The organism is Nitrococcus sp. (assembly GCF_059432795.1).
Map to the genome: position 1 here is coordinate 1 of NZ_JBXWZQ010000218.1, position 15,751 is coordinate 15,751.

General features: G+C 63.3%; 19 protein-coding genes. 11 read left to right on the plus strand and 8 right to left on the minus strand.

Annotation, left to right across the window (positions count from 1 at the left end; genetic code table 11):
* The first annotated feature begins 261 nt into the window (after positions 1 to 261).
* Positions 262 to 759 carry a cyclic pyranopterin monophosphate synthase MoaC gene (moaC, locus tag AC52Q4_RS15520; protein WP_495537705.1) on the plus strand — a complete coding sequence of 166 codons (498 nt, stop codon included), beginning with the start codon at positions 262 to 264 and terminating at the stop codon, positions 757 to 759.
* 5 nt (positions 760 to 764) lie between these two features.
* Here moaC and AC52Q4_RS15525 read toward each other — a convergent pair whose 3' ends face one another.
* The gene (locus AC52Q4_RS15525) at positions 765 to 1,091 is read right to left on the minus strand and encodes a 4a-hydroxytetrahydrobiopterin dehydratase (protein ID WP_495537706.1); all 327 of its coding nucleotides are present in this window, start codon (positions 1,089 to 1,091) and stop codon (positions 765 to 767) included.
* A 129-nt stretch (positions 1,092 to 1,220) separates the two neighbouring features.
* Here AC52Q4_RS15525 and AC52Q4_RS15530 point away from each other — a divergent pair, with 129 nt between their 5' ends.
* From AC52Q4_RS15530 to AC52Q4_RS15540, 3 genes are read left to right on the plus strand one after another with little or no spacing between them, the layout of a single operon-like run.
* Complete coding sequence (locus AC52Q4_RS15530; protein WP_495537707.1) at positions 1,221 to 2,000, plus strand: (Fe-S)-binding protein; 780 nt, start codon at positions 1,221 to 1,223, stop codon at positions 1,998 to 2,000.
* Positions 2,000 to 3,430, plus strand: a complete 1,431-nt coding sequence (locus tag AC52Q4_RS15535; protein ID WP_495537708.1) for a lactate utilization protein B — start codon at positions 2,000 to 2,002, stop codon at positions 3,428 to 3,430. Before AC52Q4_RS15530 ends, AC52Q4_RS15535 begins: the two co-directional genes overlap by 1 nt.
* Positions 3,427 to 4,062 carry a LutC/YkgG family protein gene (locus tag AC52Q4_RS15540; protein WP_495537709.1) on the plus strand — a complete coding sequence of 212 codons (636 nt, stop codon included), beginning with the start codon at positions 3,427 to 3,429 and terminating at the stop codon, positions 4,060 to 4,062. Before AC52Q4_RS15535 ends, AC52Q4_RS15540 begins: the two co-directional genes overlap by 4 nt.
* A gap of 56 nt (positions 4,063 to 4,118) precedes the next feature.
* On the opposite strand, the gene mazG is transcribed toward AC52Q4_RS15540, so the two are convergent.
* A complete protein-coding gene (mazG, locus tag AC52Q4_RS15545; protein WP_495537710.1) occupies positions 4,119 to 4,943 on the minus strand; it encodes a nucleoside triphosphate pyrophosphohydrolase in 825 nt (274 codons plus the stop codon).
* Between the two features lie 29 nt (positions 4,944 to 4,972).
* Positions 4,973 to 5,665 carry a glutathione binding-like protein gene (locus AC52Q4_RS15550; protein ID WP_495537711.1) on the minus strand — a complete coding sequence of 231 codons (693 nt, stop codon included), beginning with the start codon at positions 5,663 to 5,665 and terminating at the stop codon, positions 4,973 to 4,975.
* Positions 5,666 to 6,094: 429 nt separating this feature from the next.
* Between AC52Q4_RS15550 and ispG the strand changes: the two genes are divergently transcribed.
* Positions 6,095 to 7,342, plus strand: a complete 1,248-nt coding sequence (gene ispG, locus AC52Q4_RS15555) for a flavodoxin-dependent (E)-4-hydroxy-3-methylbut-2-enyl-diphosphate synthase (RefSeq protein WP_495537712.1) — start codon at positions 6,095 to 6,097, stop codon at positions 7,340 to 7,342.
* A gap of 1 nt (position 7,343) precedes the next feature.
* On the opposite strand, the gene fdxA is transcribed toward ispG, so the two are convergent.
* Genes fdxA through AC52Q4_RS15575 form a run of 4 tightly spaced genes read right to left on the minus strand, consistent with a single transcriptional unit; the run spans position 7,344 to position 10,611 of the window.
* Positions 7,344 to 7,673: a ferredoxin FdxA gene (gene fdxA / locus AC52Q4_RS15560; RefSeq protein ID WP_495537713.1), complete on the minus strand. Its 330-nt coding sequence runs from the start codon at positions 7,671 to 7,673 to the stop codon at positions 7,344 to 7,346.
* A complete protein-coding gene (locus tag AC52Q4_RS15565) occupies positions 7,670 to 8,161 on the minus strand; it encodes an RrF2 family transcriptional regulator (RefSeq protein WP_495537714.1) in 492 nt (163 codons plus the stop codon). Before AC52Q4_RS15565 ends, fdxA begins: the two co-directional genes overlap by 4 nt.
* 49 nt (positions 8,162 to 8,210) lie before the next feature.
* Complete coding sequence (gene thiD, locus AC52Q4_RS15570) at positions 8,211 to 9,020, minus strand: bifunctional hydroxymethylpyrimidine kinase/phosphomethylpyrimidine kinase (protein WP_495537715.1); 810 nt, start codon at positions 9,018 to 9,020, stop codon at positions 8,211 to 8,213.
* Positions 9,021 to 9,024: 4 nt separating this feature from the next.
* Positions 9,025 to 10,611, minus strand: coding sequence for an AMP-binding protein (locus tag AC52Q4_RS15575; RefSeq protein WP_495537716.1), 1,587 nt, complete (start codon positions 10,609 to 10,611; stop codon positions 9,025 to 9,027).
* Positions 10,612 to 10,860: 249 nt separating this feature from the next.
* On the opposite strand from AC52Q4_RS15575, the gene AC52Q4_RS15580 reads away from it, so the two are divergent.
* A complete protein-coding gene (locus AC52Q4_RS15580) occupies positions 10,861 to 11,679 on the plus strand; it encodes a TatD family hydrolase (protein ID WP_495537717.1) in 819 nt (272 codons plus the stop codon).
* Here AC52Q4_RS15580 and dusA read toward each other — a convergent pair.
* A complete protein-coding gene (gene dusA / locus AC52Q4_RS15585; RefSeq protein ID WP_495537718.1) occupies positions 11,676 to 12,680 on the minus strand; it encodes a tRNA dihydrouridine(20/20a) synthase DusA in 1,005 nt (334 codons plus the stop codon). The genes AC52Q4_RS15580 and dusA overlap by 4 nt on opposite strands.
* 316 nt (positions 12,681 to 12,996) lie before the next feature.
* On the opposite strand from dusA, the gene AC52Q4_RS15590 reads away from it, so the two are divergent.
* From AC52Q4_RS15590 to AC52Q4_RS15610, 5 genes are all read left to right on the plus strand, one after another.
* Entirely contained in the window at positions 12,997 to 13,236 is a 240-nt protein-coding gene (locus AC52Q4_RS15590) for a hypothetical protein (RefSeq protein WP_495537719.1), read from the plus strand.
* Between the two features lie 164 nt (positions 13,237 to 13,400).
* The gene (locus tag AC52Q4_RS15595; protein WP_495537720.1) at positions 13,401 to 13,628 is read left to right on the plus strand and encodes a glutaredoxin family protein; all 228 of its coding nucleotides are present in this window, start codon (positions 13,401 to 13,403) and stop codon (positions 13,626 to 13,628) included.
* Between the two features lie 9 nt (positions 13,629 to 13,637).
* The gene (locus AC52Q4_RS15600) at positions 13,638 to 14,198 is read left to right on the plus strand and encodes a L,D-transpeptidase family protein (protein ID WP_495537721.1); all 561 of its coding nucleotides are present in this window, start codon (positions 13,638 to 13,640) and stop codon (positions 14,196 to 14,198) included.
* A 223-nt stretch (positions 14,199 to 14,421) separates the two neighbouring features.
* Entirely contained in the window at positions 14,422 to 14,727 is a 306-nt protein-coding gene (locus AC52Q4_RS15605; RefSeq protein WP_495537722.1) for an Lpp/OprI family alanine-zipper lipoprotein, read from the plus strand.
* A gap of 317 nt (positions 14,728 to 15,044) precedes the next feature.
* Positions 15,045 to 15,751: DUF2333 family protein (locus AC52Q4_RS15610; protein ID WP_495537723.1), on the plus strand; the 707-nt coding region annotated here is incomplete at its 3' end.

The following is a 15,751-nucleotide window of genomic DNA, read 5'->3' on the forward strand; positions in this document are numbered from 1 at the left end:
CACGCAGTGGCAAGAAGGTCGAGCTCGCCGTCGCCAAGCTGTTGAGCGGCGACCCGATCGTCAATCGGGACGCACTCGCCAACCCCGGCTCGCTCGATAAGATCGCCACCATCAAGGAGCTGTTTTACTAATCAGGCGTAAGACAACCGGACCGCTACAACGCACGCTGCGAGCGCACGCAAGCGGGTGGCATCGGTGGGCGGCAACCAGTGGCAATTGGCGGCAGGCCGGATCGGCGTCTTACGCACAATGGAGGAAAGCATGACTGAGCTTACGCATCTCAACACGCGCGGCGAGGCCCACATTGTCGACGTGGGAGAAAAGGAGCGTACCCACCGAATCGCCATCGCCGCAGGTGAGATCCGCATGGCAGCGGAAACACTCGCCAAGCTGCGCGCCGGCGATCTACGCAAGGGGGACGCCCTCGGCACGGCGCGCATCGCCGGGATCATGGCGGCGAAACGCACCTCGGAGCTGGTTCCGCTGTGCCATCCTATTGCACTCACCCATATCGACGTAGAGCTGCGACTGCAGGATGAGCCCGCCGGCGTGCGGTGTCAGGCGCGCGCCGAGACCGTTGAGCGCACGGGCGTGGAAATGGAAGCCCTCACGGCGGTGCAAGTCGCGTTGCTGACGATCTACGATATGTGTAAAGGCCTCGACCGCGGGATGACCATCGGAGAGGTACAGCTGCTGCATAAAAGCGGCGGGCGCTCCGGCATTTGGGAGCGCTCCGCCACGCCGGCACAGCAGGGCTGAGCGATTCAGCACTGCTGGTCGATTTTCGCCGCGACAATGAAGTCGTTCTCATGCAGGCCATTGATCTTGTGGGTCCAGAGCTCGACCTGAGCATGCCCCCACCCGAACTGGACCTCGGGATGGTGCGCTTCCTGCTCGGCGAGCTCTCCTACTTTATTAACAAATTCGAGTGCTTGAGAAAAATTCTTAAACTTATACTCACGGTGTATACGGCGCCCGTCCTCGGATAGCTGCCAGCCGGGGACTTCACCGAGATAGCGCTCGGCGTCCGCCCGGGACAGCGGATCGACGCCGCCCTTGCAGGGGATGCAGGCTTTGGCGGCAAGACTCATATTCATCTGACTCCGTTGCAGGGCTGTTGAACGATGCGGCCGGTGGTTGCTTCACCGCACCGCCCCGTCTAACTTTGGGGTTAGCCTGAGCATTTCAATCGCTTTGAAGTAGGGAATCCGCTGACCGCAGTGACTGACCCCAACGCGACGACCTCGCCCCGCGTGGGGCTTTTCGTAACCTGCCTGGTCGATTTGTTCCGACCAAACATCGGTTTTGCCACCGCCCGGCTACTCACCGCCGCGGGCTGCACGCCTCACGTGCCGGTGAGCCAGACCTGCTGCGGGCAGCCCAGTTACAATAACGGCATTCTGGACGATACGCGATCGTTGGCCAAACAGACCATCACCGCGTTCGAACCTTACGATTACGTCGCGGTGCCGTCCGGCTCCTGTGCGGGGCAACTGCGCAAATACCCGCTGCTGTTCTCGGATCAGCCTCATTGGCGCCGCCGCGCGGAAGCGCTCGCCCGACGGACCCACGACATTCTTTCCTTTCTCATTGACGTCGTGGCCCTCGAGCGCTCCCGTGCCTACTACCCGCATCGGGTGACTTACCATGACAGCTGTTCCAGCCTGCGTCAGCTTGCGGTCAAGGAACAGCCGCGGCGCTTGTTGGCCCGGGCCGAGGGGCTGGAACTCGTCGAAATGGCGGACACCGAAGTCTGCTGCGGCTTCGGGGGCACCTTTTGTGTGAAATACCCCGAAATCTCCACGAGGATGGTCACCGACAAGGTCGACAACATCGTGGCGTGCGGCGCCGATACCGTGCTGGCGGGGGAACTCGGCTGCCTGATGAATATCGCCGGGCGCCTGCGGCGGATGAGCAAGCCGGTGCGTGCCTTCCACGCCGTGGAGGTGCTGGCGAATCTGGCACAGCCGCCCGGCATTGCCGGCGACCGAAGCCGCTGATGAAATCTACGGCGCACCGCTTCCGCGACAATGCTCGAGCCGCGCTGACGGACCGGCATCTGCAAAAAGCTTTGCGCAATGCCCGCGGAGGATTCATCGGTAAGCGGGCCGAAGTGGTCCGCGAGATTCCGGATTTCGAGGCCCTGCGCGAGCAGGGAAAACGGATCAAGGATTCCGCCCTCGCGCACCTCGACTACCACCTCGAGCGCTTTGAGCAAGCGGTCGCCACCCAGGGCGGCCATGTGCATTGGGCCGTGGATGCCGAATCCGCCCAAGCGATCATCGTGGATATATGCCGGCGCAACGGCGCGAGGCGCGTGATCAAGGCCAAGACCATGGCCGGAGAAGAGATCGCGCTGAACCCCGCACTCGAGGCGGCGGGTCTCGAGACCGTTGAAAGCGATCTCGGCGAATACATCATTCAGCTTGCCAACGAGCCACCGAGCCACATCATTGCACCGGCCGTCCACAAGACCCGCGAAGCGATCTCGGCCTTGTTCGAGCGACATCATCATCACCGCGACGGCAGCAGCCCTTCGAGGACGGTCAGCGAATTGGTCGACGAGGCGCGGGAGGTGCTGCGGGCGAAATTTTTAACCGCGGACGTCGGTATCAGCGGCGCCAACTTCCTCGTCGCCGAGACCGGCACGGTGGTCCTGGTCACCAATGAGGGCAACGCTGATCTGGCGATGAACCTGCCTCGCGTTCATATCGTAATTGCCGGAATCGACAAGATCGTGCCATCGCTCGCCGACGTGGGCCCTATGCTGCGCCTGCTTGCGCGCAGCGCTACCGGACAGACGATGAGCGCCTATACCACGTTCATCACCGGCGCGAGGCGTCCGGACGAGAAGGAAGGCCCCGCGCACTACCACGTGATTTTGCTCGACAACGGCCGAACGCGCATGCTCGGCAGCGAGTTCCGCCCCATGCTGCGCTGCATCCGCTGCGGCGCCTGTCTCAATCATTGCCCCGTCTACAACGCGATCGGCGGTCATGCCTACGGCTGGGTCTACCCCGGACCCATGGGTTCGGTGCTCACGCCGATGTACGTGGGTCTGCGGGCGAGCGTGGATCTGCCCAACGCCTGCACGCTCAACGGGCATTGCGCCTCCGTCTGCCCGGTCAAGATCCCCCTGCCGGAGCTGCTGCGCCGCTTGCGCGATCTCCAGTTCGAGCATCACCTGAGCAGCCGCACCAGCCGCTGGTCACTGCGGGCATGGGGCTGGCTTGCCCGTCACCCCAGACTCTATCATCGCGTGACTCACCTGGCCGTGCGCCTGCTGGGCGCGCTCGGCCGCAAGCGCGGCGCCATAGCGCGCCTGCCATTCGCTGGAGGGTGGACCGCAAGCCGCGATCTTCCGCTGCCCACGGGTGAGACGTTCCACGTCGCGTGGCAGAGACACATAGCGAACACACCGCCGTCATGAGCTCCGCCAAGGCACGTATCCTGACCTCGATTCGCGCCGCCCTCGGGGCCAGCGCGACAACCACGCACGAGGCGAGCGCCCCGGAATCCGCAATGTCAACGCGCCCGCAATGGCGGGAACCTCGCATCGAGCGCTTTGTTGATCGCTTCGTGCGGGCTGCCGGCAGCTGGGAGCGCCTCGAGAGCGTGCAGCGCATTCCGGCGGCGGTCTCGGAGTATCTTCAGGACAGTGCGACGGTGCGTGTGAGGCTGAGCGCCCAACCCGCGCTGCGGGATCTGCAATGGCCGGCGGAGTGGGATGTCGCTGTCGATCCGCAGGACGCTGCGGCCTGGCCAGCCGCCGTCGCGGTCGCGGCACTCGGAGTCGCGGAGACCGGCAGCCTCGTCATGACCTCCAGCGACGCGTGCCCCGCCAGCGGCCACTTCCTTGCCGACGATCATCTGATCGTGCTGTACAGCCACGACATCGTGGATTATTTCGAGGAGGTCTGGGAGCGGCTTGCGGCGACAGGCCCTTCCCTGCCCCGCGCGATCAACATGATCACGGGCCCGTCCCGAACTGCCGATGTGGAGCAGACGCTACAGCTCGGCGCCCATGGTCCGCGCCGCGTACATCTTCTTTTGATCACCTGAGCCCGCGCTTGAGCGGCGTACGCGCTCGCCGCTGAATACCCCCACCAAGCACCCGACTACCGGCCCGGCTCTTCCTGCTTGGCTTGCTGCCACGCGGCCTCCAACGTCTCGAAGTCGGTGTTCGACGCGTCAATGCCGGCCTCGCGCAGGAGGGCTTCCAAGCGCCGGAAACGTCGCTCGAACTTGTCGTTGGTACGCCGCAACGCCGCCTCGGCATCGACGTGCAGATGACGAGCGAGGTTCGCACAGGCAAAGAGGATATCACCGAGCTCATCCTCGAGCCGATCGTGACCCGCGCCGGAATCGAGCTCGACTTCGAGCTCGGTGAGCTCCTCGCGTATTTTCTCCAGTACCGGGTCTGCCGCCTGCCAGTCGAATCCGACCCGGGCCGCACGGCGCTGCAGCTTTACCGCACGCGGCAATGCCGGAAGAGCGCGCGGAACGCCCTCGAGGAGACCCGGCGGGGTGGTTCCTCGGGCTTGCGTGGCTCGGCGCTCTTCGGCCTTGATGCCCTCCCATGTGCGGCGCTGCTCCAGGACATCCGGCATCGCGGCGGTGCCGAATACATGGGGGTGGCGGCGCACGAGCTTGTCCGCGATTGCCGCAACGACATCACCGAAATCGAACATGCCGCGCTCTTGGGCGAGCTGAGAGTAGAAGACCACCTGGAAAAGCAGGTCGCCCAACTCTTCACACAGCTCGTGGAGATCACCGGACTCGATGGTCTGAGCCACCTCGTAGGCTTCTTCAAGCGTATGCGGCACGATGCTCCTGAAATTCTGCGCGAGGTCCCACGGACACCCCTTGTCGGTATCCCGTAACCGCGCCATCAAGGCCAACAGATGCATTATGTCGCCGGTCGTGCTCTCGCCAGATTCCATAAAAAATGCCGCCCCGGTGCTGTCCCGTCTCAGTGGCGCCGATATTGTTCCTCGCCGAACAACACTCGCTTTGCCTCGTCGTCGAAGCTCGTCCGCTCACGCTCGGCGAGCACCGCCAAGCCTCTTTTAACCGCCGGGCGGCTCGCGACCGCATCGAACCAGCGCTTGAGATTCGGGTGCTCAGCCAAGTCCTGTCCTTGGCGCTCGTAGGGCCGAATCCAGGGGAACACGGCGATATCGGCAATGGTGTACTCCGTTCCCGCCAGAAATGTCTCGTTCGCAAGGCGATGATCCAGCACCCGATAAAGCCGTGTCGCCTCGTTCGTGTAGCGCTCGACCGCGTAGTCGAGCTGCGGCGTTGCGTAGTTTCGAAAATGGTGCGCCTGGCCCAGCATCGGACCCAGATTGCCTATCTGGAACATCAGCCATTCGATGGTCCGATAGCGACGGCTGAGCTCCGTGGGCAGTAGCCGGCCGGTTTTCTCCCCCAGATAGATCAGAATCGCTCCGGACTCGAAGAGCGAGAACGGCTCACCGTCCGGTCCCCGCTGGTCCACGATCGCCGGTATCTTGTTGTTGGGGCTGATGCGAAGAAACTCCGCCTCGAACTGATCGCCCTTGCCGATATTCACCGGATGGATGCGGTAATCCAGGCCCAGCTCCTCGAGCGCGATATGCACCTTATGGCCGTTCGGCGTGGACCAGCTATAAACATCGATCATCGCAACCCTCCTTCGGTGTGAACACGTGATCTTCTCGACAAAACGTTGGCGTCGCACGGGGCGAAACAAGCGACTCGGCTGCGCGCCGCCGACCGGTGCAGACACCGCCACGATCGCCTCAGGCGCCCGCCGTGTCCGCCCCCGCGGGCAGCTTGCCGGGTAACCGGACCGTCCCGGGGGAGCGCCTATGAAACGCCACGGGCAGATCGAGCGCGGGCCACGCCGAAGTATGCCCCGTTACGTCACCCGGGCCATGAGCCATCGCAAACGCGCGGCGCGCCGCACAACGGTCAGGCACAACCAGTGCCGCACGAGCACGCGGCAAGCCCGCCCGGAGGGGACGCACACCCGTGAACACGTGCGCGGGATGAATTATCATGGGTCCGCGTTTCGCAACGCTTGCCAACCCACTATCAGCCGGACAGCACTATGAGCGAAATTCCTGCCTATCAGCGCCGCCACAGTGTGCCTGTGAACATCGGCGGAGTCATCGTCGGCGGCGACGCCCCCGTGGTCGTTCAATCAATGACCAACACAGACACCGCCGATGAAGTCGGCACGGCCGTGCAGGTTGCCGATTTGGCACGCGCCGGCTCCGAGCTGGTACGCATCACCGTGAATAGCGAGGAAGCCGCCGCGGCGGTCCCGGGCATTCGTCGGCGACTCGACGATATGGGCGTGCGCGTTCCCTTGATCGGCGACTTCCATTTCAACGGCCACAAGCTGCTCACACGTTATCCGGACTGCGCCCGGGCGCTGGCGAAGCTACGTATCAATCCGGGCAACGTCGGCAAGGGCAGTCGGCGGGACCCTCAGTTCGCGACCTTGATCGACATCGCCAAGGACTACGACAAGCCGGTGCGTATCGGCGTTAATTGGGGCAGCCTGGACCAGGATCTGTTGGCCCGTTTGATGGACGAGAACGCCCGTTGTCCCGAGCCCCAGGGGCCCGCCACGGTCATGAAGACCGCTTTGGTACGATCCGCCCTGGACAGCGCCGAGAAGGCGGAAGCATTAGGATTGCCGCACGATCGGATCATCCTGTCCTGCAAGGTGAGCGGGGTTCAGGACCTCGTCACCGTCTATCGCGACCTGGCGTCGCGATGCGATTTCGCGCTTCACCTCGGCCTCACCGAGGCGGGCATGGGTTCCAAAGGCATCGTCGCCTCGACGGCGGCATTGGCGCTGCTGCTGCAGGAGGGCATTGGCGATACCGTGCGCATCTCACTGACGCCACAGCCCGGCGAGTCGCGCACGCGCGAAGTCATTGTCGCTCAGGAGATACTCCAGACCATGGGCTTGCGCGCCTTTACGCCGCTCGTGGCTGCCTGCCCCGGTTGCGGTCGAACCACCAGCACCTTTTTCCAAAGCTTGGCGGACAACATCCAGCAACACGTGCGAGCGCGCATGCCCCAGTGGCGGGAGAGCTACCCGGGTGTGGAGGAGATGACCCTCGCGGTGATGGGCTGTGTCGTCAACGGACCCGGCGAGAGCCGTCACGCGAACATTGGCATCAGCCTGCCGGGGACCGGCGAGAAACCCGTCGCGCCGGTCTACGAGGACGGTCAAAAGACCGTGACTCTGCGTGGCGACAACATCGCCGAGGAATTCAAGGAGATCGTCGAGACCTATGTTCAGCGCCACTACGGGTTGGCAAAAGGGCACACCGCGGGCTGACTCAGCGCTCCATCTCCAGGTAACTCAGCTTGTCGGCCACCTCGCGCCATTCATCGGCGTCCGCCGGCGGTGACTTGCGCCGCGTGATGACCGGCCAGGCGCGGGCGAGCTGCGCGTTGAGCTCGAGGAAACGCTCCTGGCCCTGCGGCAGGCGATCATCGGCATAGATCGCCTCGACGGGGCATTCCGGTACGCAAAGCGCGCAGTCGATGCACACTTGCGGATCGATCGCGAGGAAGTTTTGGCCTTCGTGAAAGCAATCCACGGGGCATACTTCCACGCAGTCGGTATATTTGCAGCGGATGCAGCGTTCCGTGACCACGTAAGTCATCGCATGCTGGCCACTTCGCTGCCATCGCAGCGCCGGCGCGTGGCGAGCGCGCCACACACCCCGCAGCGCCACCTCCCACCGGCATACTGACGAGCCAGCGCGGCGCGGATTTGCGGGCGCTGAACGAAGTCGGCGAGGGTCACGCCGCGCAGAAAGGCGTCAATCCGGTCAGTCAGTCGGCTCCAGACCATACGATCGAGCGTGGATGTATACTGACGCTCGCCGCGGCCATCCTCCATCAGCGCGATCACCTCTCCCACCGAGATGCGATTCGCCGGTCGATCGAGGCGATAGCCGCCCCGCGGCCCCGGGGTGCCCTGGACCAGACCCGCGCGCCGTAGCCGGCTGAATATCTGCTCCACATACGACATGGATATCCCCTGACAAACCGAAATCTCGGCGAGGGGTACCGGACCCGCTTGATTATGGATGGCCAGATGCATGAGCGCGCTCACTGCATAACGGCTCTTGGTGGATAGCCGAATCATGATCCGGATAGTTTAGCCCTGTGTGGGGGCCAGCGTCAGCCTCGCTGCCTCAGTTGGTGTCGAAATTCGCCACAGTATGTGAATGATTTACCGGCCCGCAGCCGCGCCCCAGCGGAAAACTGCTCTCCAGGGCGCGTTGCAGGTAGGCGCGGGCACGCCGCACCGCTGTCATGAGATCGAGCCCCTGTGCAAGACCGGTGGCTATGGCCGAAGCGAGCGTACAGCCGGTGCCGTGAGTGGCGCGCGTCACTACACGGGGATAAACCAGGCACTCCACCGCAGTGGCGGTCGCCAGTACGTCCATCACCTCTTCGCCGCCAAGATGCCCTCCTTTGAGGAGCACGGCCGAGGAGCCGAGCGCGAGCAACGCGCGAGCCGCCTCCACCATCGCCTCACGGCCGTCGATGGCCTGCTCCAAGAGCACCTCCGCCTCCGGGATGTTGGGGGTCATCAGTGCCGCCTTCGGCAGCAAGCGCTCACGCAGAGCCGTAACGGCTGGCCGATCGAGCAACCGCTCGCCGCTGTGCGTTACCATGACCGGGTCGACCACCAAGGGCACCGTCGGGGCGAGCTCGCGGAGCACCCGCGAGACGGACTCGATCACTGCCGTCCTATGCAGCATGCCCGTTTTAATGCCATCCGCACCGATATCCGTCAGCACCACCGCGATCTGCTGCTCGATAAAGGCGCAATCGACCGCGCATATGCCGTGCACGCCACGGGTGTCCTGAGCCGTCAGCGCCGTTACAGCGCTTGCGGCATATCCTTGTAGACAGGTCACTGTCTTGATATCGGCCTGGATTCCGGCCCCGCCTCCGGAGTCCGAGCCGGCGATGATCAGAACGCGTGCAGGCCTCATCCTTTCACTCACTGGACTCCCCCGGACCGGGCGGCGCGTACTGATGCCGGACGGCGTTGCGGTCGACTTTGCCGGCCCCGGTCAGAGGCAGGCGCTCGAGGAAAACGATCTGTTTGGGCACCTTGTAGCCTGCCAGATGTTCATTAAGATAAGCGCGCAACCCGTCAATGCTCGGCGGTTCACCGCTCGGAACGATTGCTGCCATGGGCACCTGCCCCCATCGGCTATCGGCAACACCGAAAACCGCCGCCTCGGCAATACCGGGGTAATTCGCGAGCACGCTCTCGATCTCTTCGGGCGAGACGTTTTCGCCTCCGCTGACGAATTGGTTGTCCACCCGTCCGACGATGTATGCATAGCCGGCGTCGTCCTCGCGCGCGAGATCGCCCGAGTCGACCCAGCCGCCCTCGAGCAGCGTGCGCTCGGTACGCTCGGGTTGGCCGAGATAACCGTCGAAGTTATGCGGGCTGCGCAGCAACAGCACGCCCACCTCACCGCGGCGTACCGGGCGATGGCTTTGCGGCTCCACGATGCGGTAGTCGCAGTGGAAAAAGGACGTGCCAATGCTTGCGTGGCGAGCGCGGGCGGCGTCCAGCGACACCGCTGCGGGACCGTGGAGGAAATTCGACGGTCCGGCTTCGGTCAGGCCATAGGCCTGCGCGACCGGGATGCCCCGCTCCCAGAATGGCCGCATGACTGCCTCCGAACAGGGTGCGCCCGCGGAAGTGATCCCTTGCAATGCGCTCAAATCGCTCGCCGCGAACCGCGGGTGCTCCGCCATGAGCTTGAGCATTGCCTCCACGGCACCGAAGTGATTGATGCGCTGCGCTTCGATGATCGCCAGGGCGCGGCCTGGGTCGAACCGCCGCATGAGCACCACCCGGCCACCTGCATGAAAAACCGGCGTCAACGTGTTCCACCCGCCGATATGATATAGCGGAAAGAGCAAAAGCTCGCGCCGCGCCGCCAGTCCCTCAGCGGCCGCCACGATCAGCTCGAAGGAATTCCAAAGCACCTGTCGGTGGGAGACGATACAGACTTTCGGCGTGGCCGTCGTGCCCCCCGTATGAATCAGCAAAAATGGATCTTCGAGCGCGAGTGGGATATTGACCTCCGTAGGCGGCGTGCCGAGCAGTTCCTGCTCGTATGCGGACTGCTCCCCCCCGTAGCACACGGAACGCACCAAACGCGCCGGCCGGGTCAAGGCGTCGCACAGCTCGCCGTAAGGCTCCTCATGGAACAGCACCTTCGGCTGAATGCGCTGGAGCAGTTCGTCGAGCTCGCGCTGACGCAGCCGAAAACTCAATGGCGCCAGCACGAGACCGAGCTTGCCGGCCGCCAGATACAGATCGAGCGCCTCGATACCGTTGCCGCCGATGAAAGCGATCCGGTCGCCCTTGACCAGGCCCAGGGCATCGCGTAGATAGGCTCCGACCCGATTGGCCCGCTCGTCGAGTTCGGCGAAGGTAAAGGACTTCCCCGTGTCAGCGTCCACCAAGGCGCTGCGCTGCGGGGTCAGGGCGCCGCGCCGCCCGGCCCAGTCACCCACCCAGTCCATCGGCAACCGATCGTAGTGATAGCGCTCTACCATGGGCTCAGCCCCCAAACGCAAACGAGCCGATGGCTCCCCGCCGCGGCGCGGCCACCTTGCGATGAACCTTAGGCCCGCTACCATAGCACCTCGGTCACGCGAACCGCCGGGACGCGGCGCGGAAATGCGCGTCGGCGGGACCGAAACGGCATCTGCCCGGGATTTACGCGCAAGCGGGCGACCACGCCGTCAGGACTTCAGCAACAGGTTATCAGCCTCACCGGCCAATTGCTCCGCGGAGGACAGAGCATGAACGATGCGTGCGAGCTGGTGGATATCGGAGTGAATCTGACCCATCGGCGTTTCCAACGGGATCGTGACCAAGTGCTCGACCGTGCGATCGCCGCCGGCGTCACCCGGATGATCCTGACGGGCGTCGACGCGGCGGAATCCCACGCGGCCCTGCAACTTGCCCGCCTTCACCCCGGGCGGCTGTGGACGACCGCCGGCGTGCACCCCCACCACGCGCGGGAATGGAGCGCGGAGACACCCTCAGAGATCCGGGAGTTGGCGCAGGATCCGCGCGTAGTCGCCGTCGGCGAGACCGGGTTGGACTTCAACCGTGATTTCTCACCGCGCCCGATACAGGAACGGGTGTTCGCGCAGCAACTCGAGCTCGCCATCGAGTTGCGCCGGCCGGTTTTTCTCCACCAGCGGGACGCCCAAGGGCGATTCCTCGCGATTCTCCGGGATTACCGCGATTCTCTCGCCGCCGCCGTGGTGCATTGTTTCACGGGCGGGCGCGAGGAGCTCTGGCCTTACCTCGATCTCGATCTGTACCTGGGCATCACGGGCTGGGTTTGCGATGAGCGCCGCGGTGACCCCCTGCGCTCCTGCGTCCGCGACATTCCCGACAACCGCTTGATGATCGAGACCGATGCCCCCTACCTTACGCCCAGGGATCTCGAAGCCAAGCCGAAGGACGGGCGTAATGAACCGGCCTTCCTGCCCCATATTTTAAAGCGTCTGGCGCAGCTGCGCGGCGCAAACGCGCTGCAATTGGCCGGCTCGACAACGACGGTGGCCCGCCAGTTCTTTGGTCTTGAAGCGGAGGAAGATGCGCCTTAAGCGAACGCCGCAGCCCGCACCGGCTCGCCGGGCAACAAGCGCAGCGCCTGCAGAATCACCTCGGCATCGGCTCCGCCGCGCGATCCCCGCACGCTGAGATGCGAGCGCCATGCCCGCGCGCCCGGCATGCCTTGGAACAACCCGAGAATCGGCCGGGCCAGACTTGCAAGCCGCACGCCGACGGCGAGCTGGCGCTCGATATAGGGCAGATAGGCGCGGATCAACTCATGGCGTGTGGGGGTGGCGCCCGAGGCGCCGAAAAGCCGGTTCTCGGCATGGGCGAGCAGATACGGGTTGTGATACGCCGCGCGTCCGATCATCACCCCGTCCACCACCCCGAGCTGCTCTTCGGCTTGCTCCAGTGTGCGCAGGCCACCATTGAGAATAAATTCGAGACTGGGAAAGTCCTGCTTGAGGCGGTGCACCCGCTCGTATCGCAACGGTGGCCGCTCGCGGTTCTCCTTGGGACTGAGCCCCTTCAGCCAAGCCTTTCGGGCATGCACGATAAACGTCCGACACCCGGCGTCACTCACACGCTCGATGAACTTTGCCAGCGTCGCGTAGTCATCCTGGCGGTCGATGCCGATACGTGTCTTGACCGTGACCGGAAGTGCCGAGGCTTGCCTCATGGCGGCTATCAGCTCGGCGACCAGCTCCGGCTCAGCCATCAGACAGGCGCCGAAACGCCCGGCTTGAACGCGGGAGCTCGGACAGCCTACATTGAGATTGACCTCGTCGTAACCAAGTGCCTCGGCCATGCGGGCGCAATAGGCAAGCTGGCGGGAGTCGCTGCCGCCGAACTGGACTGCCACGGGGTGCTCCTCCGCATTGTACGCAAGGAGGCGCTCACCGCGGCCATACCATACCGCCTGAGCTGGCACCATTTCCGTATAAAGCAGCGCATGAGGCGAGCACAGCCGCATAAAATATCGTGCATGGGAATCGGTGCAGCCCATCATGGGGGCAACCGAAAGCCGGCGGCTAGTGATTTCGCTCGCCATGACAGCGCGTCGACCTCCAAGGCTGCGCACCCGGTCCGCCGCGCACCCGCCCGATCCGGACCGCCGCCCGTGCGCGGCCAGGCCTTTGCAGTCGCTTGCATAGCGGCGGACAATGACCGGCATCAATCACAACAGCAACGCCATGCGGCGGCGTTCGGCGAGGAGCAGCATGCGAATCGGGGCCACTCGCGGGCGCGAGGCTGCAATGCCCCTCATCCCGGCCCCAGATGGCGCCATGTCGGCCATATAGTTTGCCAGACGAGCCCGACATGAAAGCAAAGATCCGCTGCCAGCGAGTGAGGAGGCGTTAGGATACATGACTGACCGTCAACTGTACCAAGACTTGATGGACGCGGTAACCAAAGCGACATACAACAATGATTGGAGCGAGGCGAATCGCGTCGGCGCGAAGTTTCGAGACCACGGCTTGGTCGCCGTTTTCCGCGCCGAGGATAAAACGGTTTACCTCTTGCTCGCCGACGAGGCGGACGAGCACCTGGAACCGGGGGATCGGATCCTCGGCGAGGATTCACCGACCTCACCAGAGGAGGAGTGATCCGCGAAACCACGGCAGGGCTTAACCGCCTATACGATCGCCGGAATGTGGCCAGCGCCGCAGCCGCGCTCGCCCCCAAGCGGTAGGCTAGCCGCCGAATTTCGTCCGCGCTCGATAGCCCACGCGAGAAGATCGGGAATTTGGATAAAGGAACAACAATCACAGTGGAGTTGCTCGAGACCAGCGGCTGCGGGCTGTGCGCTGAAGCCGAGGCACTCGTGCGCGCGGTGCTCCAGCGCCGTCAAATCGTGTTTCGCGCCGTTGAAATCCTCGATGATCCGCGACTCGAGCGCGACTATGCGACTCGGATACCCGTTTTGCAGCGAACCGATACGGGCGCCGAACTCGATTGGCCGTTTGACCAAGAAGCCGTATATCGCTTTCTACTTTAGGGGACAGGAATGGGGGCCAATGCCACATGGCGGCGAGCATTGACGCTTGCCGTTTTCCTCTTGCTGTCAGCCGCCGTGCGTGCTGACCCGCGAATCTGGGTGCTCGTCGATACCGATCGTGATCGCGCGGAGGTCCTTCGTGGCGAACGTCCCCTCGTTCGTTTCTCCAATATCTCCTGGGGACGCGGCGGCGTGGCCTCGATTCACACGGCGGGCGATGACACCACGCCTTTAGGTCGCTACCGAATTACGCGCATCAAACACCATAGCCGCTATCATGTTTTCATGGAACTCAACTACCCGACAATAAGGCACTTGGATCGAGCTTTTCGAGACGGTATCGTCGACACCGTTACCTATCAGAGCCTGCTCGATTATGCCCTTGCTCACGGACAACTTCCCCAGGCCACACCGCTTGGCGGACACATCGGCATACATGGGCTGGGTAGAGCCGACCCCGGCATGCACGCCAGATTTCATTGGACGCAAGGCTGTATCGCGCTCACGGACAGCCAGATCGACCGCCTATTGGAATACGTGCAAGTCGGGACACCTGTCGTCATTAGGTAACGCGGCATTATTTGAAGAATTTCATTCTATTAAACATAATGTTATGTGAATATGCCCAGCGCTGAAATGGTCCTATCCACAGAAAGGGCTTGAAACGCTGGCCACGTATGGCAATGATCTCATCCAGCGGCAACCGTATACTGCCGCGCTTCATAGCCTGGAAACGGATCTCGACAGAGCCGTGAGAGCAACGGCTGGTCAAAAAGAAACAAGGAGATTTCGCATGTCTCGGACGCTGAAGACAACCCTGAAGCTCTCCACCGCCGCACTGTCTGTGTTTTTTGTGGCGGGTTGCGCCGACGTACCCCAGGCCTCACAAGGTAGCGTCGATGGGATGAACGATCAGGTGATGCAGGCTACCGAAACGGCCAATAACGCCAAAGCGCAGGCCGAGGCGGCTATGGAAGCCGCAACCAAGGCGCAGGAAATGGCCCAGCAAGCGCAAGGTACGGCCAAATCGGCGCAATTCACCGCAGACCAAAACAGCCAGAAAATCGATCGCATGTTCAAAAAATCAATGTATAAGTAAACTCAAAACGCGCCCACAATCACCCGAAGCCCCGCTCAGCGGGGCCTTTCGGGGCGAGACTCGACGTTTCCGGTACTTCATGTCCGGCGCTCGCGGCCCGCGAAACCCGTCTTCACAAACGTCGAATTTCGGGCCCTCGGTGACCCGGCATCCCGCTTGTGACGCGCGAGCTGGCCAACGCCATACTGCAATCGAAGCAAAGCGGCGAAAAGGCCGTCATGAGCCGGGCAATCCCATGCCGCGCTTAGACCCACGCGCTGCGGTAGGCTATGATTGCGGCTTCTCAGGCAGCCAAATCTGGAACAAATCGAATGAATTTGGCCAACACACTCGCTCACTTCTGGCAACGCATCACCCTACGGTCGAGGGCGCGCAAAGCAAGTACCGACGCCCGCTCCGATAGTCGCTGGAAGGCACTCGGGGTCGTCGTGGTTCTGTTGCTGCTCGTCGGTTTCGGGCTCGCCGTCTATTGGAACCGCTCACCAGACCTATTCAATGTAATGAATGCCGCCGAGCAACGGGCCCCAGAGGGGGTAGACCCTGCCGAGGTGCACGGATTTGTCATGACCGCCACCCTGGCACACACCGTGGAAGTGCTGCTGGAAAAGCCCGGAGGTTATCTCAGCAACGATATTGCTCCGCCCTCGGTGCTGATGGACGACATGGCGAACTGGGAATCCGGCGTCGTGATTCAGGTGCGGGACTTCGCGCGCTCGCTGCGCAACGACATAGCCCGTTCACGTTCCCAATCCGCCGAGGACAAAGATCTTGCCGTCGCGGAACCGCAGTTCAGCTTCCCCACTGACAATTGGATGTTCCCCGCCACTGAAGCGGAATACCGCAAGGGGGTGAAAGCGCTGGATCGCTATCTAGCTCGGCTGGCGAAAGGAGAGGCGGAATTCTTTGCCCGCGCCGATAACCTCGCCGAGTGGCTGACTCTGGTAAACCGACGCCTCGGAAGCCTATCGCAACGTCTCAGTGCAAGTGTCGGAGAACACCAGCTCATCACCGGCCGGGGGGGAGC